Origin of the sequence: Methanosarcina vacuolata Z-761 (assembly GCF_000969905.1) — an archaeon.
Lineage (GTDB): Archaea > Halobacteriota > Methanosarcinia > Methanosarcinales > Methanosarcinaceae > Methanosarcina > Methanosarcina vacuolata.
Genome location: NZ_CP009520.1, coordinates 3,609,623 through 3,633,714, shown reverse-complemented (window position 1 = coordinate 3,633,714; position 24,092 = coordinate 3,609,623). Strand labels below are relative to the sequence as shown.

Genomic DNA, 24,092 nt, shown 5'->3' with positions numbered 1-24,092 from the left:
TTTTTTACTAAATTACATCTTATACTGCGAACAACGTTCATGTTATCTTCGAATAGTTCTTTTTATTTGCCTGCATATCGAAAAACATTGCAAAGAGAAGAAACTGCATGCCTACTAAGAAAATAAACACAAACAGCAGAGGATAATTCTGAGAAACAGACCCATGGAACACCAACTTTTCCAGGACAATCCAGAATCCAAAAATTAAACCCAGTGGGACAAGTATCATGCTTGCAAAGTAAAAAAGCACAAGCGGGTGGAAGTCAAGCACCATGTACTTCATCTTCAGGCGCCATAAGAATCCTCTGAAGATCATGGGAGCTACTTTGCGAATGTACTTACTGTATTTGATTTTTGACTTTTCGCTGCCATAGCGAGCTGGCATTGTCACATCCATTACTCTCATGCCAAAGGCATTCATTTTGAGCAGTATATCGTTGCAGTAACCGTAATAGGTATAAATTGAATCAAGGTCTATGGTTTCCAGGGCATATCTTGAAATTACTGTATATCCGTTCTGGGGATCGGCAATATGCCAGTATCCACTGCCTATTTTAGTTATCATGGACAGCATGCCGTTGCCAAAGGCTCGCCAGGTAGACATTCCCTGCCGCATTTGCCTGGAAAGGAGGCGGTTTCCTTTTGCATAATCGGCTTTGTCTTCAATAATGGGCATGATGAGTTTGGGGAGCTGATAAGGGTCCATCTGGTTGTCCCCAACCATCACTGCAACTAGGTCCATTTCATCGGCAAGGGCTTGTTTATAGCCGTTTATGATGGCCGCTCCTACGCCTTTGTTCACTTCGTGATGAATTGGGACTACACGGCAGTCAGGCATATTATTAATGATCTCAGCTGTGCGATCTGTGCTTCCGTCGTTAATGACGTAGATTTTATCCACGTAAGCCGGAATGCCACCAATCGTTTCCTGGATAAGGCGCTCTTCATTATAGGCAGGCACCACAACTCCAATTTTATAAGCTCTGAAAAGGGAAGCTTCGTGTTCTTCCTGAATATCGATGTGTAATACCTTGATACCGGCTTTTTTGGCCATACTTATAAGAGAACGCATGGAGAAAAGGGATAAGTGGGGAAGATCAATTTTTGAGAGGCATTCTTTTGAGAGGGCAATAAAACCAATCCGTTTCGATTCGGTATTTTTATTGTTAAGTAAAAGCACGTTTTCTGAACCCGGTTTTACTTTTGAAAAGCAGATTCCTACTGAAAGGTCAAAATTATCATCTTTTATAGGAGCAATCATCTTCGGGATCAGGCTCGGGTCATGGCAAACTCCAAGGTTCATTATCACGATAATATCAGAACTGGTTGCTTTTTCAATCACTTTCCTTAGAGAAACATCATTTCCCTTGTGCGTTTGTTTCCAGATTACTTCGGCTCCTGCCATTTCGGAGACATCAATAGTATGATCAGTACTTGCATCGTCCACAACAATAACTTTATCAGAATATTTTTTTGACCGCAAGACGACACTTCCGATAGAGACTTCCTCGTTATGTACAGGAAGAACTACAGTTACGTTCTCAGAAGCTGTAACCTCCTTGTAAGAATTTCCTTCATTTGTAATAATGTGTTGGGAGCTTTGACCTGTACCAAGCTCGTTACTCATCCATAATACCTCTTCTTAAAGTCGTTTATGAGAATTTTTAGGGGAAAATTTAGGAACGTGGGTTAAGATATTACCTGAGAGCGTCGCAAAAGTCCAAAATTAATTAAAATTCAGCCGATCATATCATAGCAAATAACTTTCATAGTCTTATATGATCCAATTTATAAAATTAAAGTTCGATGATAGTATGTAATTAATTAGAATCTCTAGACTTTTACGACACTCTCTACTAAACTAATTAAGTGTAAATAACAAAATGTATTAAATATATATATATACATATATATTAATATTTAACTATATATGTATACTGATGTTTTAAATATATATGTATATTAATATTTTTAAATATTTATGTATATTAATGTTTTAAATATTTATGTATATTAATGTTTTAAATATATACCATTAAATTGTTTCAAATGTTTTGTCCCCAAATTGTTTCGCTGTTTTAATTTCTTTTATTTCAATTGTATGTCGTGTACAACTCACCATTTTATTTAACTTCGAATTTGGTTCATTTTACATGATCATTCTATAGTATTAAAATGAAATTATATAATTAACTCAAGTTTAACTTTTTGAGTCGACTGTTGTTGTATTGTATATTAACTTTCAAATCGTCTTGAATCTGCGAAATCATTCTAGGATACAACAAAAATTGTTTCAATTGGACTTAAATTTCAATAATGAATTCGTGTAAATTCTTATGCATTTACGTAAGTTCTTTTTGAGAATATGGATCTCGAAATGAGTATTGGTTCTTCGGCATTCCCTGTGGATAAGGCGATTTTTAATTCGAATCCATTGATTTTTATGAAGACATTACGAGGATATCCACACAAAACAACAAAGGACCTTAATTTGTAAATTACAAAGCAATTGTATAAAGTTAGTTAATAAACATAATGGTGTAATAATAAAACATCAGATGATGACTATATAAAGTTTATGAATATTATTGTATAAAATAATCATTAATAAAATAATATTATTTGCAGATTGAGTAAAGAAGCATAGATTTTTGCTATTACTTGTGATTATAATAAAGATAATTATATGCATGAATTAGCACAAACGTAAATATTAAATATAACTCTCAAAAAATAAGAAAGAGCAGTCCCAAAACAGTATCATAAGAGTCCAAAATATTCGTACTTTCAATCTCACAAGTTGCCCTACCAGCCTAGAATTTTTCTTGAAGCTCTGAATCTCTATGGCTATATCTATCTTAATATTCTAGTCACCGCATTTGTGAATTAGAAAAGGAGAACATAAATTAGAAAGACTGAGTTTATAGAGAATATAATTCAGCTCAATAATCTAAAACATGAATAAGATTATCTAAAAACCAGTTTTATCCTCAAATTGATAAGAACTCATAATTATATTCCATACTAAGAGACCCAGTGATTACTCTGAGTTAGGGATCTTAAACTCACGTTTTAAAAATAGAATGAAAACGATATCGGTAAGCAGCGCAACCGTTAATATTATCTAAAACTGGTCTTAATAATAACGATTTTGTATTACTTTTATCAATTTTTAAGTTTTAAAATCGATATGAGTAAAGCTCACAAAACATTCTAATATTTTGAAGTTGGTACTACATTTCACGTTCAAATTAATGGCCTTTTTGTAATAATTTATTATATATTATGGCAAGTTAGTGGAGTTATTTAATATTAATATGTCCCATATGTCAAGCAAATTGTCCCATATGGGCCAAAAATAATGGATTAAAACACATTTGAACATATGGACTATCTTTTTTCACAATCAGTAAGACCAGTTTTCTAATTATATTTGTTAGGCACAACACATTTTCACTAGCAAGAGGACCATCCAACCAACATCTTTGAAAGTTCAGTTAAAGGAGTTCCAATATAGCCGAAATATGGTAAAGCCTGTAATTCCATATTGTTTCACTTACTTCATGATGAAACAACTTGAAAAAACTTACTAATTGCAAAAAAGGTAGAAAAGTAATAGAAAATAGATTGAAAAGTATAAATTGTTTGCATAAAGGAATTAGAAGGAAAGAAACATCTTTCCTAAAGTCCAGTATCAGATAATGGCCGCTACCTTGAAAACAATAATAGCTATGAAACTGAAAAGCAGAGGTACAATTGCATTGTTGAAAGAGTTATTAAGGTGTTTGTTCCATATTTTAGACGCAGATAAAATATCTTTTAAGGAGAGAAGGGCCGTAAGCGCAATAAGTATTAAACTCGAGTACATAGGAATGCCAGGGGTTGTAATCATAGAAATTGCGCTATTAAGCATGACATCCGTCATAACATTGGTGAAGATAACACCTAGTAACATATACACACCCGATAAGTGATAAACACCTGAACACATATATTATAAGATTATTAGAATTACAATATACTACTGGAATACTGTTACACTATTAGAAATACTGTTATATCATTATCACATTGATGCAATAAATTATAAAAAACTTTTCATTAAGTTTCCTTGACATTAAGAATATAACCTACATTCGGCAGCAAGCACACCCAAACATTTAACTATTTTTAATTGTTCTTTTTGTATTCTTCTTGATCTACTTTTATTGGTCTTCTTCTCTTCTTTTTCTTCCTATTTCTTTTATTTACTGGTATATTGGACTTTATTCCTCTAGGACTTACGCACTTGAAGTCCCAAAAACTTTATATCATTAAAAATATAATTATGGTTTAGTGTCCCTCTAAAAACGTACGGAGTTATGGACATAAATCCCCCTAAGTGTACCGACATTTACTACATTAATTTTCTCATAGCTGCTTCTAACGTTTTTAGTTGTACTGAAGCTGCTAGATGTTATCCAAACGTAGCTAATGCTCCTTCTCATGACTCTTTTACTCGCTTACTTCAAAGGCAACCTTCAGACACAGAATCGCTATGGAGAGAAGTAAAAAATTACGTCAAGCCTGAAGAAGGATGCCTAATTGTTGATGATTCAACTTTAGATAAACCATACGCAGAAGAAATGGCTTTTGTTCGTCGTATGTGGAGTGGAAAACATCATCGTACTGTAAAAGGAATAGGTCTGGTTACCTTAGTTTGGACTGACGGTAAAACCGTTATACCTATCGATTTTCGAATTTATAACATCGATGTAGACGACAAAACAAAGAATGACCATTTCCGTGATATGCTTGACAAAGCCGAAGAACGTGGTTTTAATCCCAAATTCGTTTTGTTTGATACATGGTATGCAAGTGTGAAAAACCTTAAAGCCATCAGGAAGAAAGAATGGCATTTCCTTACAAGGTTGAAAAGTAATCGTTTAGTAAATCCTGACAACAAAGGAAATGTGCCACTTGAAACAGTAGATATTCCTCAAAAAGGACGTGTGGTTCACCTCAAAGCATATGGATTTGTAAAGGTGTTTAGGATAGTTTCAAAAGATGGAGACACGCAACACTGGGTTACAGATGTGCAGGAGATGGATGAAGCAGAACGTGAAGACTTGGCAAAGAAGTCATGGAAAATTGAGGAATATCATAGAGGGATAAAGCAGTTTTGTGGTGTGGAGAAATGTCAGGCAAGAAAGGAAGAGTCACAAAGAGCACATATAATGTTTTCATTAAGAGCTTTTCTCAGACTGGAATTACAAAGAATCAAAAGTGGAATATCCTGGTTTGAAAGTGCTATGAAAATTAGAAGAGTGGCAGTGACAGCATATTTAAAGAATCCACTATACACATTAAATTAATTCAGATATTTGTAAGTTTGGAAAAAACGATATGCTAGGAGCCAACTGCGTAACTCCTATCCTCTTCTCCTGTTATATTTTCTAATTTTAGCTGTATCATACATTGCATCAGCTGTTACTTTGGAATGCCTGTTAGCAGGCCTTCCTACATGTCTCTTTATATTGAAATTTTTAAGTTTAGGAATATAAATTGTAGAATCATTCTTATTTGCAGGAACAATAATAATTGAGAGAAGTAGACCTTGCAAATCTATTAAACCGCTTATTTTTATTCCTTTTATTTTTTATGTCCATCGTAGCCGATATTCCCCCATTTTTAGCTGGAACATCCTTTGTATCAGTAAAACAGTGAGAAAGATCTATTTTATTCAAATCGTAACCTTTGTTTAAAAGTTCATTGAAAATCTTCTGATAGATGCCATGTTCACACAGATATAGATGGAATCTATGTGCTGTTGACTTAGATCCATATTTCCTGGGAACATCTTTCCACGTACAACCTGTCATAACAACGTACAAAATACCGTTCATTAACTTCCTCAGATTTGCACGTGGCCTTCCTGTAGGCGGTTTCTGTGGAGGAAGATAAGGTTCCATGGATTCCCATAGAAAATCATCGATTTCACGAAATGACATAAAGGTAAATTTATAATTTCAACATAATATTGCTTTTGGGATAGGCTCTTACTATAAATTTGTTCTATTAAACGCAGAGAAAAGGGCTACAAGCTGCCGAAATACAACTCGGGTAGCGAAAAGATCCGCATGCTGTTGCGATTACATCGTAACTCCAAGAAAATCTATAATTTTCTGTGATCCTTAAGCATAATTCTGGGATTCCTCCCGAGACGGAACTCAGGCAGCGAAACGGACCCGCCCTCCAAGGGAATCAAGTGATGGGACTCGGGAGGCAAAAAATATTATTACTATCGCCGCAATTAACCCCTCAGATGATTATCGGTGTATTGGGGCCCGAAGGCTCATACTCGGAAAAGGCAGCACAAACCTGGATCCTGAAACATAGGCTAGATAGTGTAGGAATTCAGTACTTTTCAGATATAGAGGATGCGTTTCTGGCTGTAGTACAGGGAAAATCCGATATCTCGATAGTTCCAATAGAAAACTCGATTGAAGGTTCTGTAGGTGTTACTCTTGATTTACTTCTTGAGAATGGTGTTGAGATAGTCGGAGAGATTGTTGTCAAAATCGAGCACTGCCTGCTCTCAAAAGGCGGGCCTGAGAAAATTAAGGTCATTCTTTCTCATCCTCAGGGGCTTGCCCAGTGCAGGCATTTTTTAAAAAAATATTTCCCTGAGGCTGAACTAAGGAGCACGGGCAGCACTTCCCATGCAGCAAGGCTTGCAGGAGAGTTTGAAGAAATGGCAGCAATAGCTTCTCCGGAGGCTGCAGAGTGCTACAGGCTGAAGGTTCTTCTTCCAAATATACAGGACAGGAAAGAAAACTACACCCGCTTCATTGCTTTGCGAGCCGCAGGAAAAAGCCCGGCTGAGCAGGTTTTATGTGTTCCAGATGGTGAAACGGGTAAGCCTGAGAATTCCAGCCATTCAGCCTTCAAGACCTCTATTATAGTATATCTGGAAAAAGACAGGCCAGGAGCATTATACGAAATTCTCGGGGCTTTTGCAAAGAACAAGATTAACCTGACCAGGATCGAGTCCAGGCCATCTAAAAAAGAACTTGGGGATTATTATTTCTATATTGATTTTGAAGGGCACACAGGCGATGTACTTATAGAAGAGACCTTAAAAGACATAAAAAGTAAAACCGATACTCTAAAAATAGTGGGGTCTTATCCCGCTTTTAAAGCATAGTAGTCATCTTTCTTTAAAACGCTGCAATTATCCATCTTTAATATCTTTATCATTCATCTTTGAGGGGCCTACTTATTCCGTTAAAAAATTGTAATTATCTACTTATGTGACCATAATTATCTACTTATGTGACCGTAATTATCCATTCTTGAATGATCGTAATTATCCATTCTTAAATGATCGCAATGATCCATTCTTAAGTGATCGTAATTATCTACTTATGTGACCGTAATTATCCATTCTTGAATGATCGTAATTATCCATTCTTAAATGATAGTAATTATGTAACTATTCAGGTACCCCAAATCAGTCTACTGATGTTGATTCAAAGTTGTCACATACGTGAAATTGCTAACCCATGCAAGACTGAAAAACGCAATCAATAGCCAACAATTTAAAAAAATGAACCTTCCAAAAAGTGCTCATTAAATATTAAACAAGATGGCTATTGATGTTGTTTTATATAGGCTGAATAGTTACGTAATTATTTAACTTTACAAGTAAAAGGCTAGAAGCAAAATCCTGTGAACTTTAACAGAAGGCAATAAAGGAGTTACAGCATATTCAAAACCGTGAATTTAAACACAAACTATGGCAAAAATTGGAATGTTGTACAAATCTAAAAAATTCATATTCAGGAACGTGTACTTTTATATACTATCTTTCTCTATTCTCTTCCTAGAATATCTTCTGATAGTATATTTGTATGTTCCGTAAACATAATTCTTTCTCATAATTATTTCCAATCACAGTCTTTTTCCAGGCTGCAAAAAGGAGCGAGATGGCTCTGAGTATTGAAGAAATAGTAAATAAACACGAATCGGTTTTAAAAAAATATAGAGGACTCTATGCCTTTGCAGACCTGCTTGCAACTTATTTTGTCCTTTATGTCCTTTTCGTGCTTTTCAATATGCGAGATTTATTTTTAATGTTTAGCATCTTCGAACCTTATACCGATGCGAAATACAGCATTCTGGGCTTTGGGGTTGTTTTTGAAACTCTGGGGCTTATTTTTCTGGCTTTTGCCCTCTCCCTTATCCTTACAGCTATCAGGCATTACAGGGCTGAAAAGAAAGATGCGATTGCCCTTCTAGAAGAGACACACCCTGTACTCAGGGAGAGATTGAGGACTGCCTATGATAACCGCAATACGGATAACATTATTGTCCGGGACCTTATAGGCGGAGTCATAATTGATTCAAAACCCGTACAGTCATCTTCCTTTCTTGACAGAAGAAAACTTACAAAAGACCTGATTGTAATAGTTTTTGCAGTTACCGTTCTAGCATATGTTGTAGGGACCGGATACCAGACAACTCTCAGCCCTACTGACCTTAACGGAGTAATCGACAAGCTTCCCTTAGTTTCGAATTCAAACTCTGACCTTTACCCAGTGGACGAAAACGGCGGGACCTCGAATAACACCAGCCAGGAAAACATCTTCGGAAAGCCTGCCGTTGTTGTGGTGGAAGGCAAAGATGTTGATCTGACGATTCCTCCGGGCACAGGTCAGGGCTTTACAAGTCAAGAAGAAGGGGAACAGATGAACGAATCATTTACCCAGTCAGGCATGGTAAATCCTGAAGCTGAGGCTTCCAAGGCTTATTATGATAATTTACCGGAAGGATACAGGAACGTTATCCAGAGTTACTTTGAAGGACTTGCAGAAGAATAATTGGAAAAATTTATTTAAAGTAGGATTTATCTGAACTCAGGTTAATCGAAGGTTGTCTAAAAGCAGTTTTTGAATAACAGGCAGTGTACTGGAGATATACTGTTCTGGAGATATACTGCTGCGGGATCAGGTAACATCCAGAAAATGCGGGCTTCTTAAGCCTCTAAAAACAGAAACTTAAAGGGTGAAGCGGATATGAATGAAACTAATACCGATTCTGGCCAGGCTGCCACGACCTACCAGAACGCAGGCAGAATTTTCAAAAGCTTTTTTGAAGATATTGGAAATGTTGTGGTGGGCCAGAATAGAGTAGTGGAGCAAATCGTGATCGCAATACTCTGCGAAGGGCATGCCCTCGTTGAGAGCAATCCAGGGCTTGGAAAAACGCTTATAATCTCCACAGTGTCAAAGGCCATGAACCTGAAATTCAGCAGGATCCAGTGTACTCCTGACCTCATGCCCTCTGACATTACAGGGACAAACGTTATTGAAGAGAAGGACAACAAAAAAGAATTCAGGTTCCAGCCAGGGCCGGTTTTTGCAAATGTTGTTCTTGCGGATGAGATTAACAGGGCATCCCCGAAAACCCAGTCAGCCATGCTGGAAGCTATGCAGGAAAAACAGGTAACGGTCGGAAACGATACCTTCATGCTTGACCGTCCCTTCTTTATTCTTGCCACCGAGAACCCCATAGAAATGGAAGGCACATATCCCCTGCCTGAAGCCCAGCTCGACCGTTTTCTCTTAAAAATCCTTGTAGATTATCCTTCCCATGAAGAAGAAATGGAAATAATAAACCGCTATACGAAATCCGAAGTCCCAAAAATTTCCAGGGGCCTTGAGAAATCCACACTCCTCGATTTGCAGCAGCTCACCAGGCAGGTCCCAATCTCCGAGGAACTCAAGCAGCGCGTCCTTTCTATTGTGGGCATGACAAGAAAAGACAAAGAACATATAGAGTACGGGGCTTCTCCAAGGGCATCCATCGGCCTTATCCTTGCCGCAAAAGCCAGAGCCCTTATAGAAGGCAGAAACTTCGTAAGCAAAGAGGATATCGATTATATGGCATATCCGGTTCTCCGCCACAGGCTCATCCTGACCTTCGAAGCCGAAAGAAGTGGGATGACTCCTGATCAGGCTATTGAGGAGATTATCCAGAAGCTCAAATGAAACCTGAACCTGGGATTCCCAGGTCAGTGAAGGAATTGTAAAATAAGTTAAAATAACCCTGAAGGGTTTTCCGGGCCCGGAATAAACCGGGCTTTTTATTGACGATCCAGAATGACTCGCACAAAACAAAACATCGAAACGGACTTTTTCAGGCAGCTTGACCGCTTTACCTTCTCTGTCCGGAAAAGGGTATCAACCGTTTACGCCGGAAACCGTCCCTCCACCCGAAGCGGGCACGGCATCGATACCATCGGGTTCAGGGAATATGATCTTAACGACAGCCTGAAAGATATCGACTGGAAAGCCTATGCGAGAACTGAAAAGCTCTATGTGCGGCAGTTTGAGGAAGAGAAAACCCTTACAACCCATATCCTTCTGGACGCCAGTAAAAGTATGGACTACCCTGAAAAAGGGACTTCGAAATTCGAATATGCTGCCATGCTCGCTGCAGGCTATGCCTACATGGTAACAAAATATAACGATAGGTTTGCAATCTCAACCTTTTCACAGGAAATTGATATACACAAACCCAGCCGCGGGCGAAAAAACCTTCTGCGGGCAATTGACAGGCTGACAGAGCTTGAATTATCCGGAGGCACTTCTATTGGGGAAGCTGTTATAAAGTACAGCAGGGAAATCAAGTCAAGATCCCTTGTAATCCTTATCTCGGACTTTCTTCAGGAACCAGAAGCAATAGAAACTGCAGTTTCCAGGTTATCTGACCATGACCTGATTTTGATCCAGGTGCTCGACCCCACGGAAAAAGTGCTCCCTATCCAGGGTAACAGCAAGCTTATAGACCTTGAAACCGGAGAAGAAGTCAGGACATATGTTAGTGAAAAGTTTAAAGAACGCTACATTAAAAAGCTCGATGATCACAGCGCAAGAATTAAAAAAGCCTGTATGAAGACAGGGGCTGAATTCTATACTTTTACAACCGACACCCCTATTTTTGATGCTTTCTACCATACCATCAGGAGAAGGAGACGCTAAAAATGCCTTTTGAAAACCCCCTTGCTCTTATCGCTCTCCTGAGTGTAATCCCGCTTATTATTATTTACATGCTCCGTCCCAGACCGAAGGTACTTGCAATTCCTTCTCTCATGTTTGTCCTTAAACTTGAGAGGGAAAGAAAACGGGTTTATGCATCACTTACCAAAATCGTGCAGGACCCACTTTTTCTTATTCAGCTCCTGATTCTTATTCTTCTTTCCATTGGCGCAGCAGGGTATTATTATACTTCACAGGAACCGCTGAGTGGAGAGCATACAGTGCTGGTCCTTGATACCTCTGCAAGTATGCAGGTTGACTCTCGCTTTGCTGATGCTGTTAAGATTGCTGATGGCTATGTGAGCAAGAAAAACAGCATAATCCTGGCTTCGGATACGCCTCTTCTTGCTCTTGATGGAGGCGACGCGTCCTCTGCAAAGGGTATTTTCAGTAAAGTTCAGCCAGGGGCAGGCACTGCCGACCTGTCTGCGGCCATAACTACAGGTATGCGTCTTTTATCAAAGGAAGGAGGAGGAAGAATCATCGTTATTTCGGATTTCACGAATTCGAAAGGAGACGATCCTGTTAGTTCCAAAAATCTGGCTGAGTCTTATGGGATTTCAGTAAATTTCGTAAAAGTCGGAAAGCCTGCCGATAATATAGGGATCATCAACGGATGGATCCAATCCACGGACGGAAAATACGGCTACACAGGTGTAATTAAAAACTACAAAGATCAAGCCGAAAAAGTTAAAATCGAGACTGGAACCGGGACTTCCGGAAACTCAACGTCGTTTTCCCTTAACGTTCCCGCAGGTGGGACAAACCAGTTCACGCTTGAAAACCTTGGGCCAGGGATTACAACAGTTCAGCTTAATGTGAAGGATAGTTTGTCTGTTGACAATAAAGCTTACATTTCCATTCCAGATACTTCAGAGCAGCGTATACTCTATGTCACTGACGATGGGAAACTGCCTTCGAGAACTGCCCTTTCCCTGCTCCCTAACAGCAATATCAGTGTCGTAAAAGCCGTGCCTTCTTCCCTTGACAATTACACGCTTGTAGTGCTTGCGCAGAAAGAGACTCCAATTGCTAGCGGTTCAGTAGAGACAATTGAAAATTATGTCAGAAACGGCGGTAATGCAGTTTTCATTGCAAGCGGCGCCTTAGCCCCCGAGAAAACTGAGGTTGGCCTGATAAAGATCCTGCCTGTAAAGCCTACTGGGATTGAGAATGAAACAAACGGAAACGATCTTGGAGTTAAGGAAGTTCAGCAAAGCAGTATTACAACGGACATTAGAAGTGATGAGATCTCAGTCCACACATACCTGAACGCAACTGAAAGGACCGGTTCGACAACTCTGGTAGCTCTAGAAAATGGAGTTCCTCTCTTGAGTTACTGGCAGGTAGGTAAAGGGACCGTTTTCTATATGGGCCTGGATGACGAGCTCGGAGACGATGCCTGGAACAATTTCCATAACTTGCCTGAGTATCCTGTGTTCTGGATAAAACTTGTTGAATGGCTCGGAGGGACAGGTGATATTTCTGAATATAACCTGAATACAGGTACTTTGACGTCTCTTTCGAAGACCGAGGAAATCAAAACTCCCTCGAAAACTTTCACTTCAAACCATATTCTCTTTGATGAATCGGGAATTTACGAAATTTCAGGAAAGAAGATTGCAGTCAACCTTTATAATGACAAGGAATCAAACACAACAGTTGATGCATCTGACGTTATTCAGCGGGCTGTTGCGGAAGATAAGTCCACACTTGTAAGGGCTGATACTTATACTGTCAAAAATGACATTACTGATTACCTGATAGGAGTTATGTTCCTTCTCATACTAGCTGAAATTATAATCGTGCGCCGGCGGGGTGAACTATGAACATATCCCTTGAACACCCGGAAATGCTTTTACTCATCATTCCTGTGACAGTTGCCGGGTTTTATCTCCTGCGGAAGACAAAAACGAAGATTGTGGAATGGAGGATGCTTGTAGTTTTCCTCCTTATACTCGCTCTGGCTGCTCCATTTACAACGGTTACGCAGACTGCTAATGAAGAAAATCCTTCACTTATACTAATTCAGGATAAGACCTCAAGTATGGAGCTTTTTTCTAATGAAACAGGTACCGACCTGTATAAAGCCCTTGCAGCTGATACCTCTACTACCTTAGTCCAGCTTACAGGCGATAAAACAAATCTTGGAGATGCTGTGACTCAGTATTCTGGCACTGGTAATCAGATTATTCTTATTACTGATGGAAACAATAACTCAGGAAAGAGCCTTGTTGATGCTCTCGGGTTTGCCAAAGAAACCAATACTTCAGTCTACCTTGTCGAGCCTGAACTCAAGACAAATGACCTCAGTGTCGAAATTCTTGGGGACAAAAGTGTAGTTGTGGATAACCCAAACGAATTTGAAATAGTTGTCCGTCAGGCTTCAAATCAAAGTGTTAGCTATTCCTATGAAGCGTACGTAGATGGGGAACTTTCCCAGAGCGGCGATATAACTCAAAACGCAACGCAGTATAGTATTACCCCCAATCTCAGGCAAACTTTTAGCACTCTTGGTGCTCACAATATCAGTGTAAAGATCACTCCTTCCGGAGAAGATCTGAACAATATTAACAATGAATTTTATAAATCCGTGTATGTAATTCCCAAACCAAAGCTCACTCTTGTTACCGGTGAGCCAAATTCACCCCTCGCTCAAATCCTCAATAAACTTTACAATACTTCTGTTTTCACTACTTATCCTGGAGCAAGTGCTCTGAATAGTAGCAAAGCTCTTGTACTTGATAACCAGTTCGCCGATAATCTTACGGAAACTCAGGTAAAAGAAATTCGGAAGTATGTTACTAATGGGGGTGGACTGGTAGTTGTAGGAGGAGAAAGAGCATATAATTACGGCAATTATCTTAATTCCTCGTTTGAAAAAATCCTACCTGTGCTTTCAAAGCCTTCCGAATATAAGGGAGGAAGAAACCTTGTCCTGATCCTTGACGTTTCTCCCAGTACTGCGGCCCACAAAACCCAGGGAGACATCCTGGGAAATGCCATATATATTCTTCAGAACGAAAATCTCAAAGATGCAAATGCTGAAGTTATCGCATTCGGGAGCAAGGGATATGATGTTTCCGGAGGTTTTGTTTTCCTTGGACTTGCTCAGAACCAGGCAACTCTTAAAGACAAAATTGAGCGGCTGACTCCTGATGAGGAGAGCAAGACATCCTTAGACGCAGGACTCAACATTTCAAAGGAAATGCTTACAGGCAAGGAAGGTGAACTTGATGCGATTATTATTTCAGACGGAGCAATCGAGGATTCCTATGAGCCAGGCCTTCAGGCTGCAAAAGAACTGCAGAAACTCGGCGTAAACCTGTATTTTATCCATGTCCGTTCTGTAGCTCCTTCTCAGACTGACAAATCCAGAAATTATTATGCTGAGATGTTTATGAAGGAACTCGGGCTTGAAAAGAATTATTTCCACATTAATATGAGTGAAAGGGCAAATATAGTCTTTGAGTCAACCAATAAGTCTCAGGAAGAAGATAAAGAAGATAAAGATAAAGAAGAAAATGTAACGTCTGACTATTCTCTCTATACTTATTCTCCAAATAGCTTCATTACGAAAGATGTGAACCTTACTTCCAATATCACGGGATATAACGACGTGACTCCAAAATCCGGGGCTGAACGCCTGGTCATAACTACTTCAAATGGAAAACCAGTACTTACTACATGGCGCTTCGGACTGGGAAGAGTTGCGGCTTTTACCACAGATAATGGACAAGGTGACGGTTCTCGCTGGGCGACTAATGTTTATAATGGGTCGAGTGCCAAACTAATTTCGAGCATGATCAATTGGGCAGTAGCGAACCCGAGAGCTGAAGAAGGGACTGTTGTGGACAGCCCGGATACCTGGCTCGGCACTCCTTCCAACCTGACGCTTAAAATGTACGATGAAGGAATTCCGAAGTTAAAACTTGATGGTAATGCTCTGGACCTTGCTCTAACCGGAAGAAATACCTATGAGACAACTGTGAATCCGGATAGTATTGGGATTCATGATATCTCAGGCTACCCACTTGCGGTAAATTATCAGCTTGAGTATCGGGATGTAGGGCTCAATGAGGATATAGAGCCTCTTGTCCTTGCGACCGGAGGGAAAATTTACAATGAGAAAGAGGCAAGGGCCCTTCTACTGAAAGATGCGCGGCAGAATTCAGTGAAACAATCTGATGAGCAGGTAAGCCTGAAAGTGTATGTACTCCTTGCTGCGCTTGTGCTTTATCTGGGAGAAATCCTTGCCAGGCGCATAAGGGAAATGAGAAATCTCAAGAATGCGCAGGTTGAGATTGGAGCTGAAAAATAAGAATCCCTAAAGTAAGAATCCCTAAAGTAAGAATCCCTAAAGTAAGAATCCCGAAAGTGAGAGTCTCGAAAGTGAGAGTCTCGAAAGTGAGAGTCTCGAAAGTAAGAATCCCAAAAGTAATAATCCTGAAAGTAAGAACCCCAAAGGGTTCTTTTAACTTTGTGAGACTGAGAAACAGCGGAAAATTCCATCCTCGCTTTCATCAGCAGGTAGTAGGCAGTTCACACAACATCAATACAATCGATTTTACCGGAACCACACCACCTCATAATATATGCTCCGCCTTTATCTATATATATAAACGTATTTGAGTAACGCATTTTTCCATTTATATCTTCATCTGTTCCAACCCAGCATCCGCTATTAACAAATAACTTTTTCTTTTTCTGACCCTCTTTTTCAGAGAGATCAAGGGGATAGTAACTTGCAAAGTGAGTGTGCCCAAAAACAACAACATCTGCCTGTATAGTATCCTTCTTTTTCTTGTAATATTCATCGGTTATAACTTCTTCTGCGGTTTTATCCAGGGGATTTATATGCTTATATATAATTTCTTGTGTATGTGCAACAATACCGGGAATGGAGCTAAATGCAAAAAAACCAGTAATTATAGCCCATATTGCAGTGACCCAGAAGCTGGATTGTAGAAACGCACTCCACATAAGATATTTTCCACCAAAAACCAGGCCTAAAAATATAACAAAATTTCTTTTCCAGTGTTTTTTAGTAAATGGGATATTATAAAGGACCTGAAACCAGTTTAATGGATTCCAAAGTTCACCGATGAGATGAGACACATATGCAAGAACTGCTTGCTCTTTGTCGAATTGATGACCATGAAGGAAGAAATAAGACCTGTTTCCTATATTGAAACCATGGGCAATTCCATTTTTATCCTTTTTAGGATAGTGACTATCATAAATATCAAGTTCTGTTTCATTGCACAGGTGTTCCCAGTTAATCTTTCCTTCCAGTTCACCCAGAGAATAGTCGTGATTCCCAACCACGTATATTTTGTCACAACCGACACTTGTGAGTAAGGAGAGAGGTCTCATAGAATCTTTAATAACGTTATCTCTATCACCATCTTTAGGATCCCACAATTCCACAATATCTCCCAGCAGAATTATTTTGCAAGGTTTTTTAATTTTGACTTCTTTATTCTTACATTTTACAATCTGATCAGTATTTTCTTGACTGCTTAAACTATTTATCCACTCAAGAAAACAACAAAACTCATTTTGATTACATTGTTCACTACCCAAATGCACATCTGAGACAACTATGTAAGCTGACTCCGTCTCAGGACTCATAAGACACCACTTTTTCCATTATTCCATAAATTTGATATTCAAATGAGCGTATTTGGGTACCTAAATCTTCTTTTTTCCACATTGGCCCTTTCGTTTTCACCGAATCTTCTGCTGTTTTCACCGAATCTTCTGCTGTTTTCACCGAATCTTCTGCTATTGTTTTCGTCGGATCTTTTGCTTTCAGGGTATTGTTTATTGTACCAGCAATCATATTTGTAACCCTTGACGTGTATTCGTTGTTTTGTGGGTTGAAATAATTCTTTATTTAAAACCTAGCTTCGGCAGGTTAACGCAACTAGAGATATATATTTTCATATTCCTCCCCCATGAGCCTCAATATTTTCCAGTGAATTTCTTCCATATTCAGTATTTCTGACTTTGTTTTCCCTTTTTTCTGCGTTATAAGTTCTGTAATTCCCTGAAACTTGAAAAATATCCATCTCATTGTTGGTCTTTTTGTTGGTTTCCCTTTTTGATCTGGAACCGTTTCATTTTCTTCTTCTAACTTTGTCCTTAATTTCCATTCTGCAATTGCATAAATCATTAAGCAGAGAACCATTATCATTGTCAACGCTTCAATTCTTGATTTATTCTTGAGATACACCTTCGATATGCTAAAGGTATCACTTTTCAAAAATCGGAATCCTTTTTCTACTTTATCCTGTCCTTTGTAATACTTCAGCATCTCTTCAGGGGAAAGACGGATATCATTACTTGCAAGAATGAAAAGTCCCATTTTTTCCATTTCATTCAAAACAAAAGCATCATTAACCTTTATAATTCCATCAATCCTATAACATGTCTTCAATTTCTCATCTTTATAAATTCTGCCTCTTTTACCTGCTTCACGTTTTTTAATGGTTTTCAAATCTACTTTTTCAAAAAGAACAGAAGGGAAATCTGCAATCCATTTTTCTGCTGCTTTTAATGCATCTTCTTCACAGAAAAAGTCATCTCCTGCCAGCTTTTTAAGCGACTTTTCTGCTTTTTCAAGCTCTTTTTCAAGCTTTCTTGTTAGAGTTGCCTCTTTTTTTTCTTTCATTTTATGAGAGAGTAACAAAACCCATTTTTGTTTAACTCCACCATATTCCACAAAGGTTTGATAAAATGAGTATCTTTCGTCGCTTTTCACGTTTTCAGGTTTAGATTTGCAGTTAGCAGTTCCTTTGCTTCATTAATTGTTGCAGGAACACGACTGATCCAGAATGACTTTCCTATGTTCTTGATATTATTGTCAGTGTAAAAAGAACTATTCAGCTACATAGTACACTTTGCTTCAGGGCTTAAAGCTGATTTGAGAGACTTGATTGCTTCCAGAATTGTGCTTTTGTCTGAAGCGTTCCCTGAATGGGTGTTCATGAAAAGTGGTATCCCATGCTGATTTACAATCAAGCTCAAAACAAATTGTTTGAGGTCCCATCTTCCGTTTTTTGGTATTCCAAAAGTAATATCAATATACTCAGTTTCTTCGTCTTCATAATCGCCATAAACGCTGACACTTGTAGTGTCAGCGTGTAAACAATGGAGAGGAATAGGTAGACGAGCCATAATGTGAAGAGTGATTTCCGTAAACAGTTTTGTAGGACCATACTTTACTATTCTGTCAAGAGTTTCTCCAATAGCATATTGATTCAGGTCTTCTCGTGTGACGCTGTCTCCAAAAAGTCTTCCTATGGAAATAGTCCTGAAATAATCAGGAAAAAGGTACAGACGTTGCCCTATGAAACCAAGACCATTGAGTACCATGGCAAGGATACAGACGGAGTGAGGAACCTTGTGATCTCGTTCTTTAGGAAGTTTCTCATCGATCAATTTGTCAACTTCAAGTTCGCGGAAAACTCCAGCAATGAGACCAAGGTGACCTAAGAAGCCTGTACGTTTTATTGAGGATTCAACTCTTCTACTGTTGTTTTTAGCTGCCATGGAAGATCAAGAAAAGAGATACGAAAATTAATTATATTAACTTATATGTTTACCTGCCGAAGCTAGGTTAAAAATAACCGAACCAGAGAGAATAAACGTTGATTCAAAAATGGGGGTTCTTACGCAACTATTTTCAAGGGATTTATATGCACCTGACAAGGAATCCATATTCATAGGAGTCATGATAGTTCCGTGTTTTGGACAATAAGGTTTTATCATATTGATTTCTCATCAGTCCAGATAATCATCCCTAAATATTTAATATACATTTATTATGAGTAAAATAGTCCACTATTTTAGGTCGGATCAGTGATCTATTGATTGAATTAAATAAGAAGAGTAGATTTGTCTTTTTTCTAGTTTACTAATCCTCTTTTTGTTTGCGTTTTTCTGTGTAACTACTACGATCTTTAGTTATAATCTATTTAAGAATCTTTTTAATTAAAAATACTATAAATTTATGTAATTTATAACTATTTATATTCAAAAATATTAATATTTAACCAATTTATATTATATTTTGTTTTCATCTAAAATTAATGATTTATATATTGTGGACTGATATAACAGTTATTTCAGTCGAATACCCCGCTAGCTTGCTGCAGGGATGGAAAACTTTCCCGAAAACAGGTAATGATAATATAATTTATCAAGTCCATTTTTTGGAGCTTTGGCGTGAACATAATCCGTTGCTTTCAGCGAAGACGCCAGCGCAACTTTGATTATAAATATGCCAGAAAATTCAGGGTTATCTGCCCGAAAAAACCTGCGAAAACCGGCACTATAAGGTTATCATCAATTTTATTGACTGCCGTTTCCGTAAGGGTTGCAAGAAACGCCATCATTAGAGAGACAATGGGATTCCCGAGAATAAGCAGCCCTATGAGGAAATCAATAAGAAATTCCGAAGCTGAGCCTTCAATCGATTTGTCATTTTTAAATATTCTTTGAAAAACTTTCCTCTTTCCATAGAATTTTCCTATAAGAGCTGCAGCCAGGTCCCCGAAGGTGGCCATAAGAATTGCAGCGTAAGCGATCTCTCGACTGAACAGGGATATTACTGAAATTGCCCCGAGCGCAAAGAAGATATGTCCTCCGAAGCGGTCAGCTTCACTTTTTCTGTACATAATATGGAAAAAAGGTATTCGAATTCCATGCTCAACCCGGAAGTAGTCAAGAATAATAACAGTTACAAGAAATAGCATGAGTGCCCATAGGATGGCTTCTTTTCCGTAAAGTTCGTAGATAAGCACGATCAGGATTGAAACCAGATGCACACTTTTTCTAAGGATTTCAAAGATAAATTCTCTGGACGACATGGCAAAAAGACTTGTCAGGATCTAGTATAAAGTTATATCTGTTTCAGTATGTCTTTCGTTCTACGTGTCCTGAAAACTTCACATGTGCCTGTCAAAAGATGAATATGAAAAATAAACAGCAGAAAAGCGAAATTCAACCAGGGTCCTAAAAAAGTAAGTTCAACCTGAATCAACCAGGCTTCCAAAAAAGCAATTTCACCCTGAATCAACCCGGATTCCAAAAAGCAATTTCACCCTGAATCAACCTGAAAAATGCGGATTCAGAAATCCAGTTGATATTTCGACTGGATTCTGTCCTTTGAAATCCAAATCTTTGAAATCCAAATCTTTGAAATCCAAATTTTACGAACCTTCATGTGCAGCGTCATAACCGGAATTGATCACGTTTTCCTTTATGCTTGAGTCTTTATCTATAACAACTTCGGGCCAGATCTTAACTCCGGAATGTATTGTTGAATTACTTCCGATCAGTACTTTATGTCCAATAACAGTTCCATTTTCAAGGAAGCAGTGTTCTCCGATGATTGTTTCGTCTGCCACTACCCCGCCTGAGATATTGGATCCCTTTCCTATGGACACATTATCAAAAAGATAGGATGAAAGGATTTTTGTATTGTCCTCTATGGTGCAGTTTGAGCCTATAACACTGTAAGGCCCGATAAGGACGTTATCGCCTATAGTTGTATTTTCCCCTATTACTATTGGCCCTACAAGGGACGAATTCGAACCTATGCATACATTGTTTCCTATGGACAGAGGACCTTTTATTCTTGCGTTCCGGGTTGTGAAATTCCCTTCGATTGTTGTTCCAGGAAGGGCATCGAGCATCCAGCGCTGTGCCTGCCTGTAAGCTGCCGAACTTCCAACGTCAGTCCATTGTCCCCGCACAAGTACACCATTGATTTTTTTGTCGGCTGCCAGCATGAAGGGGAAAAGGTCTTTTGCAAAGTCGAATTTCTTGCCTTCAGGTATCCATTCAAATATCGAAGGGCTGCAAACATAAATGCCGGTGCTTGCAAGGTTGCTGAATATCTGGCCTGCTTTCGGTTTTTCCAGGAAGCGGTGGATCCGGTTGTTAATGTCCATATCCGCAATTCCGAATTCTCTCGGGTCGTCAATCGAAATAAGCCCTATGGTTATCGGAGCATCGTTTTCTTCATGGAAACGGTACATCTCCCGCAGGTCCAGGTTGAGGACGTGATCCCCACCAAGCACGATAAACGGCTCGTCTTTCAGGTATTCTTCAGCATTTTTAATACCGCCTGCAGTTCCGAGTTTTTCTTTCTCATACACATATTCGATATGTACCCCAAACATGTGCCCATCTCCGAGCTGCTCTTCTATGAGATCTCCCATGTACCCCAGGGTCATGACTATTTCATTGAACCCTTCCCTTGAAAGATGCTCTATCAGATGCAGGACTGACGGCTTATTAAGAATCGGTATGCTGGGTTTAGGATGCTTGAAAGTTAGCGGTCTGAGCCTTGTCCCAGCCCCTCCACACATGATACACGCTTTCATATTTTTCCCAAATGTCCTTATATGAATATATTATTAACGATTTTGTTGTCGTTGTCTCAAAGGTTATTGATAATGGTTATTCAATTAATGACGATCAATCAGATGAATAACGAAATCAGATTAGTGACGAAATCCGATCAATGACGAAATCAGATTAATGACGAAATCAGATTAATGACGAAATCAGATTAATGACGAAATCAGATTAATGACGAAATCAGATTAATGACGAAATCCGATCAATGACGAAATCAGATTAGTGACGAAATCAGATTAATGACGAAATCAGATTAACGTTGATAACTCAGAAGAATATCTTCTTTTCTTTCCACCTTGATTTCCCTTTTCCCTTCATACTCCGAAACGGTGCCAGTTACGCTGATGAAATCTCCTTTCTGAATTGAATTATTCAGAGCTTCTGCGCCTGCGGTTTTCGGAATAAAGACGCTCAGGACTTCGGAGTTGCAGTCTACCTGTAAAAGCAGGTGCCCGCCTGTATAGGTTAACCGTTTGCTCAAAACCTGGGCTTCAAGGAACACCTTCTCCCCTTCACCGGACTCACGGCTATACGGCGTGGCTTCTTCTCCGGTCTCCTGTCCAGAAGCTGTAAGTTCCGACCCAAAGCAAAGATAAGCTGTCATAAGAGAAGTCAATGTCATGAACAGCAGCAGTACCATTACTTTTTCTTCTTTTTCCATCCTTTACCCCCCGATTTTGGGCCTGGAATCAGTTTATGATCGAGACCAGTTTTATTTCAAGGATGAGGGTTTTGCCTGCAAGTTCGTGGTTAAAATCCAGGGTAGCAGAAGTTTCCGTGGAGTTGAGCACTTTAACCTCACTCCCAGCGGGTGTTATGATTTTTGTTCCTGGCTCAGGAGGGGTCTGGAGTCCAAGCTTTTCGAGAGGGATCTCCTGGACAAGGTAATTCTTATACATTCCATAGGCTTCTTCAGGCGGAATTATGAGGGTTTTTTCTTCACCCTCTTTCATTCCAAGCACTCCCATATCGATACCTTTTATTGCCTGGAATGTATCCGTTCTGAAAAAAAAAGGCCGGTAGCCTTTTTTTTCGTCATAGATCCTTGCTTCGAGGGCTTTTTCCTTCAAAGTGGTATCAAAGACCGTTCCGTCTTCGAATTTTCCAGTATAATCAATAAGCAGGTAATCCCCTTTTTTCACAGTACGAGAATTTTCCATTATCTCTTTCTCCTGTGCATTTTTCTCTGGTACCCACGCCATTTCAAAATCTATCCAGATACCGAAATGATGCACATTTTAAAAAAATACTCTAACTCTCAATTTGCTCTTCAGTAACTTAAATTTATTCTATTGAGATTAGTTTTATATCAAAAATCAGGGTCTTGCCTGCAAGCTCATGATTGGCGTCAAGAGTGATATGCGTATCGTTTACAGCTGTTACTTTGTACTGATTTCCGTACATATCTCTCAAGGTTTGCCCCACTTCAGGAATTTGGGATCGGTTTGTTAGATTTAATTCTTCAATCGGGACAGCAAGGACTCTTGCTTCCTCATATTCCCCATAAGCTTTATCTGGAGGGATCGTCAGGGTTTTTTCTTCCCCTACTTTCATTCCGATTACACCTTCGTCAAAACCAGGGATTACCTGTCCCGAGCCAACGACAAAGTTAAGAGGAGTATACTCCCGTCCTTCAACGTATATACCTGCCTGCTTTGCAACGTCTTCTTTTGAGGTATCAAAAACCGTGCCGTCTTCAAGCTTCCCGGTATAGTCGATCTTGACAGAATCTCCGGACTTTACTGCTCTGCTGTCTCCTCCCTTGCTCCCGCTATCCGTGCATCCGCTGCCAAGAATTGTACTTACCAGGAGCAGTATAGCTATGAAGAAAACTGCTTTTTTCCTGGCCTTCATCACTTTCACTCCTCCACAGAAACGATTGTGACTGAGAAAATCAGGGTCTTGCCTGCAAGCTCATGGTTGAAGTCTACAACAAAGTTATTTTCGTTTACATCCGTGATAGTGCCTGTCAGACCATTGTCCGTAGCCAGCTTCATCCCGACTTCCGGAGTAAAATTAACAGTATTATTCGGGATCTCTCTTGCAAATTCTTCTCTGTACTCTCCATATGCTTCTTCAGGCGGGATTGTAAGGGTTTTTTCTTCTCCCACTTGCATTCCGACAACGCCCTCATCAAATCCTTTTATCATCTGGCCTACGCCGACGGTAAATGTAAGGGGTTCATAATTTCTCATCTGATTGTATTTCCCTGCCTCGATAGCAACTTCCTTTAAGGAAGTATCGAAGATTGTACCATCTTCAAGTTTTCCTACATAATTAACTGAGACTGTATCCCCATTCTTAATTATTCTACTGGTATCTTTTGTTATATCCTCGGCCATATAAATCAATAAAACAAACGAGAACATGCTAGATAAACGTGATGATAAAATAAAAGTCAAAAACCGAGTAAACAGAAGTTTCAGAATCCGGAATTACAGGAATTCCTGTAATCTTCATTTTTAAGTTTTAATTTGAGATTTGGTTCCGTTATTCTTTTTGATATTCAATATATGAGTAAACAAATGTGAACCCCACAATAAAGAGCGCAGGCCCCACTGTTGAGTCAACAACAAA

20 protein-coding genes and 1 pseudogene are annotated in these 24,092 nt (G+C 39.1%); 7 read left to right on the top strand and 14 right to left on the bottom strand.

The genetic code is table 11. The features are described from left to right. Positions 1 to 37: 37 nt before the first annotated feature. Together MSVAZ_RS14960 and MSVAZ_RS19730 are read right to left on the bottom strand one after the other, a co-directional pair. Positions 38 to 1,627, bottom strand: a complete 1,590-nt coding sequence (locus MSVAZ_RS14960; protein ID WP_084626161.1) for a glycosyltransferase family 2 protein — start codon at positions 1,625 to 1,627, stop codon at positions 38 to 40. A 2,067-nt stretch (positions 1,628 to 3,694) separates the two neighbouring features. Continuing rightward, positions 3,695 to 3,955, bottom strand: a complete 261-nt coding sequence (locus MSVAZ_RS19730; protein ID WP_232316122.1) for a hypothetical protein — start codon at positions 3,953 to 3,955, stop codon at positions 3,695 to 3,697. A gap of 406 nt (positions 3,956 to 4,361) precedes the next feature. Between MSVAZ_RS19730 and MSVAZ_RS14950 the strand changes: the two genes are divergently transcribed. Beyond that, the gene (locus tag MSVAZ_RS14950; protein WP_052727998.1) at positions 4,362 to 5,354 is read left to right on the top strand and encodes an IS701 family transposase; all 993 of its coding nucleotides are present in this window, start codon (positions 4,362 to 4,364) and stop codon (positions 5,352 to 5,354) included. 56 nt (positions 5,355 to 5,410) lie between these two features. Here the strand turns inward: MSVAZ_RS14950 and MSVAZ_RS21875 are convergent, their stop codons facing one another. Both MSVAZ_RS21875 and MSVAZ_RS14945 read right to left on the bottom strand, forming a co-directional pair. After that, positions 5,411 to 5,602 (bottom strand): hypothetical protein, encoded by a 192-nt coding sequence (locus MSVAZ_RS21875; RefSeq protein ID WP_198146751.1) that lies wholly within the window; start codon positions 5,600 to 5,602, stop codon positions 5,411 to 5,413. Beyond that, positions 5,559 to 5,990 carry a transposase gene (locus tag MSVAZ_RS14945; protein WP_084626159.1) on the bottom strand — a complete coding sequence of 144 codons (432 nt, stop codon included), beginning with the start codon at positions 5,988 to 5,990 and terminating at the stop codon, positions 5,559 to 5,561. The genes MSVAZ_RS21875 and MSVAZ_RS14945 overlap by 44 nt, the downstream gene beginning before the upstream one ends. A 314-nt stretch (positions 5,991 to 6,304) precedes the next feature. On the opposite strand from MSVAZ_RS14945, the gene pheA reads away from it, so the two are divergent. The 6 genes from pheA (at position 6,305) to MSVAZ_RS14915 (ending at position 15,402) form a co-directional block, all read left to right on the top strand. Then, positions 6,305 to 7,186 carry a prephenate dehydratase gene (gene pheA / locus MSVAZ_RS14940; RefSeq protein ID WP_048124148.1) on the top strand — a complete coding sequence of 294 codons (882 nt, stop codon included), beginning with the start codon at positions 6,305 to 6,307 and terminating at the stop codon, positions 7,184 to 7,186. Positions 7,187 to 7,967: 781 nt separating this feature from the next. Continuing rightward, positions 7,968 to 8,861: an OadG family protein gene (locus MSVAZ_RS14935; RefSeq protein ID WP_048122246.1), complete on the top strand. Its 894-nt coding sequence runs from the start codon at positions 7,968 to 7,970 to the stop codon at positions 8,859 to 8,861. 195 nt (positions 8,862 to 9,056) lie between these two features. Further along, complete coding sequence (locus MSVAZ_RS14930) at positions 9,057 to 10,031, top strand: AAA family ATPase (protein WP_048122244.1); 975 nt, start codon at positions 9,057 to 9,059, stop codon at positions 10,029 to 10,031. 111 nt (positions 10,032 to 10,142) lie between these two features. Further along, a complete protein-coding gene (locus MSVAZ_RS14925) occupies positions 10,143 to 11,024 on the top strand; it encodes a DUF58 domain-containing protein (protein WP_048122242.1) in 882 nt (293 codons plus the stop codon). A gap of 2 nt (positions 11,025 to 11,026) precedes the next feature. Next, complete coding sequence (locus MSVAZ_RS14920; protein ID WP_048122240.1) at positions 11,027 to 12,910, top strand: vWA domain-containing protein; 1,884 nt, start codon at positions 11,027 to 11,029, stop codon at positions 12,908 to 12,910. Further along, positions 12,907 to 15,402 carry a vWA domain-containing protein gene (locus MSVAZ_RS14915; RefSeq protein ID WP_048122238.1) on the top strand — a complete coding sequence of 832 codons (2,496 nt, stop codon included), beginning with the start codon at positions 12,907 to 12,909 and terminating at the stop codon, positions 15,400 to 15,402. Before MSVAZ_RS14920 ends, MSVAZ_RS14915 begins: the two co-directional genes overlap by 4 nt. Here the strand turns inward: MSVAZ_RS14915 and MSVAZ_RS21870 are convergent. The 10 genes and pseudogenes from MSVAZ_RS21870 to MSVAZ_RS14865 all read right to left on the bottom strand — a co-directional run bounded on the left by MSVAZ_RS21870 (position 15,318) and on the right by MSVAZ_RS14865 (position 23,857). Next, positions 15,318 to 15,593 (bottom strand): pentapeptide repeat-containing protein, encoded by a 276-nt coding sequence (locus MSVAZ_RS21870; RefSeq protein WP_394297491.1) that lies wholly within the window; start codon positions 15,591 to 15,593, stop codon positions 15,318 to 15,320. The genes MSVAZ_RS14915 and MSVAZ_RS21870 overlap by 85 nt on opposite strands. Before the next feature lie 30 nt (positions 15,594 to 15,623). Beyond that, entirely contained in the window at positions 15,624 to 16,715 is a 1,092-nt protein-coding gene (locus tag MSVAZ_RS14910) for a UDP-2,3-diacylglucosamine diphosphatase (RefSeq protein ID WP_048122236.1), read from the bottom strand. Then, complete coding sequence (locus tag MSVAZ_RS14905; RefSeq protein WP_048122234.1) at positions 16,705 to 16,926, bottom strand: hypothetical protein; 222 nt, start codon at positions 16,924 to 16,926, stop codon at positions 16,705 to 16,707. The genes MSVAZ_RS14910 and MSVAZ_RS14905 overlap by 11 nt, the downstream gene beginning before the upstream one ends. Positions 16,927 to 17,010: 84 nt before the next feature. Then, a pseudogene (locus MSVAZ_RS14900) lies at positions 17,011 to 18,638 on the bottom strand (IS1634 family transposase). Between the two features lie 722 nt (positions 18,639 to 19,360). Next, a complete protein-coding gene (locus MSVAZ_RS14895; RefSeq protein WP_048122233.1) occupies positions 19,361 to 19,957 on the bottom strand; it encodes a diacylglycerol/polyprenol kinase family protein in 597 nt (198 codons plus the stop codon). A gap of 342 nt (positions 19,958 to 20,299) precedes the next feature. Further along, positions 20,300 to 21,478, bottom strand: a complete 1,179-nt coding sequence (locus tag MSVAZ_RS14885) for a nucleotidyltransferase family protein (RefSeq protein WP_048122229.1) — start codon at positions 21,476 to 21,478, stop codon at positions 20,300 to 20,302. 290 nt (positions 21,479 to 21,768) lie between these two features. After that, the gene (locus MSVAZ_RS14880; RefSeq protein WP_048122227.1) at positions 21,769 to 22,176 is read right to left on the bottom strand and encodes an OB-fold nucleic acid binding domain-containing protein; all 408 of its coding nucleotides are present in this window, start codon (positions 22,174 to 22,176) and stop codon (positions 21,769 to 21,771) included. A 28-nt stretch (positions 22,177 to 22,204) separates the two neighbouring features. Then, positions 22,205 to 22,750 carry an FKBP-type peptidyl-prolyl cis-trans isomerase gene (locus MSVAZ_RS14875; protein ID WP_232316121.1) on the bottom strand — a complete coding sequence of 182 codons (546 nt, stop codon included), beginning with the start codon at positions 22,748 to 22,750 and terminating at the stop codon, positions 22,205 to 22,207. Positions 22,751 to 22,799: 49 nt separating this feature from the next. Further along, positions 22,800 to 23,369: an FKBP-type peptidyl-prolyl cis-trans isomerase gene (locus tag MSVAZ_RS14870; RefSeq protein ID WP_048122225.1), complete on the bottom strand. Its 570-nt coding sequence runs from the start codon at positions 23,367 to 23,369 to the stop codon at positions 22,800 to 22,802. Positions 23,370 to 23,374: 5 nt separating this feature from the next. Then, complete coding sequence (locus MSVAZ_RS14865) at positions 23,375 to 23,857, bottom strand: FKBP-type peptidyl-prolyl cis-trans isomerase (RefSeq protein WP_052725536.1); 483 nt, start codon at positions 23,855 to 23,857, stop codon at positions 23,375 to 23,377. Positions 23,858 to 24,092 lie beyond the last annotated feature (235 nt).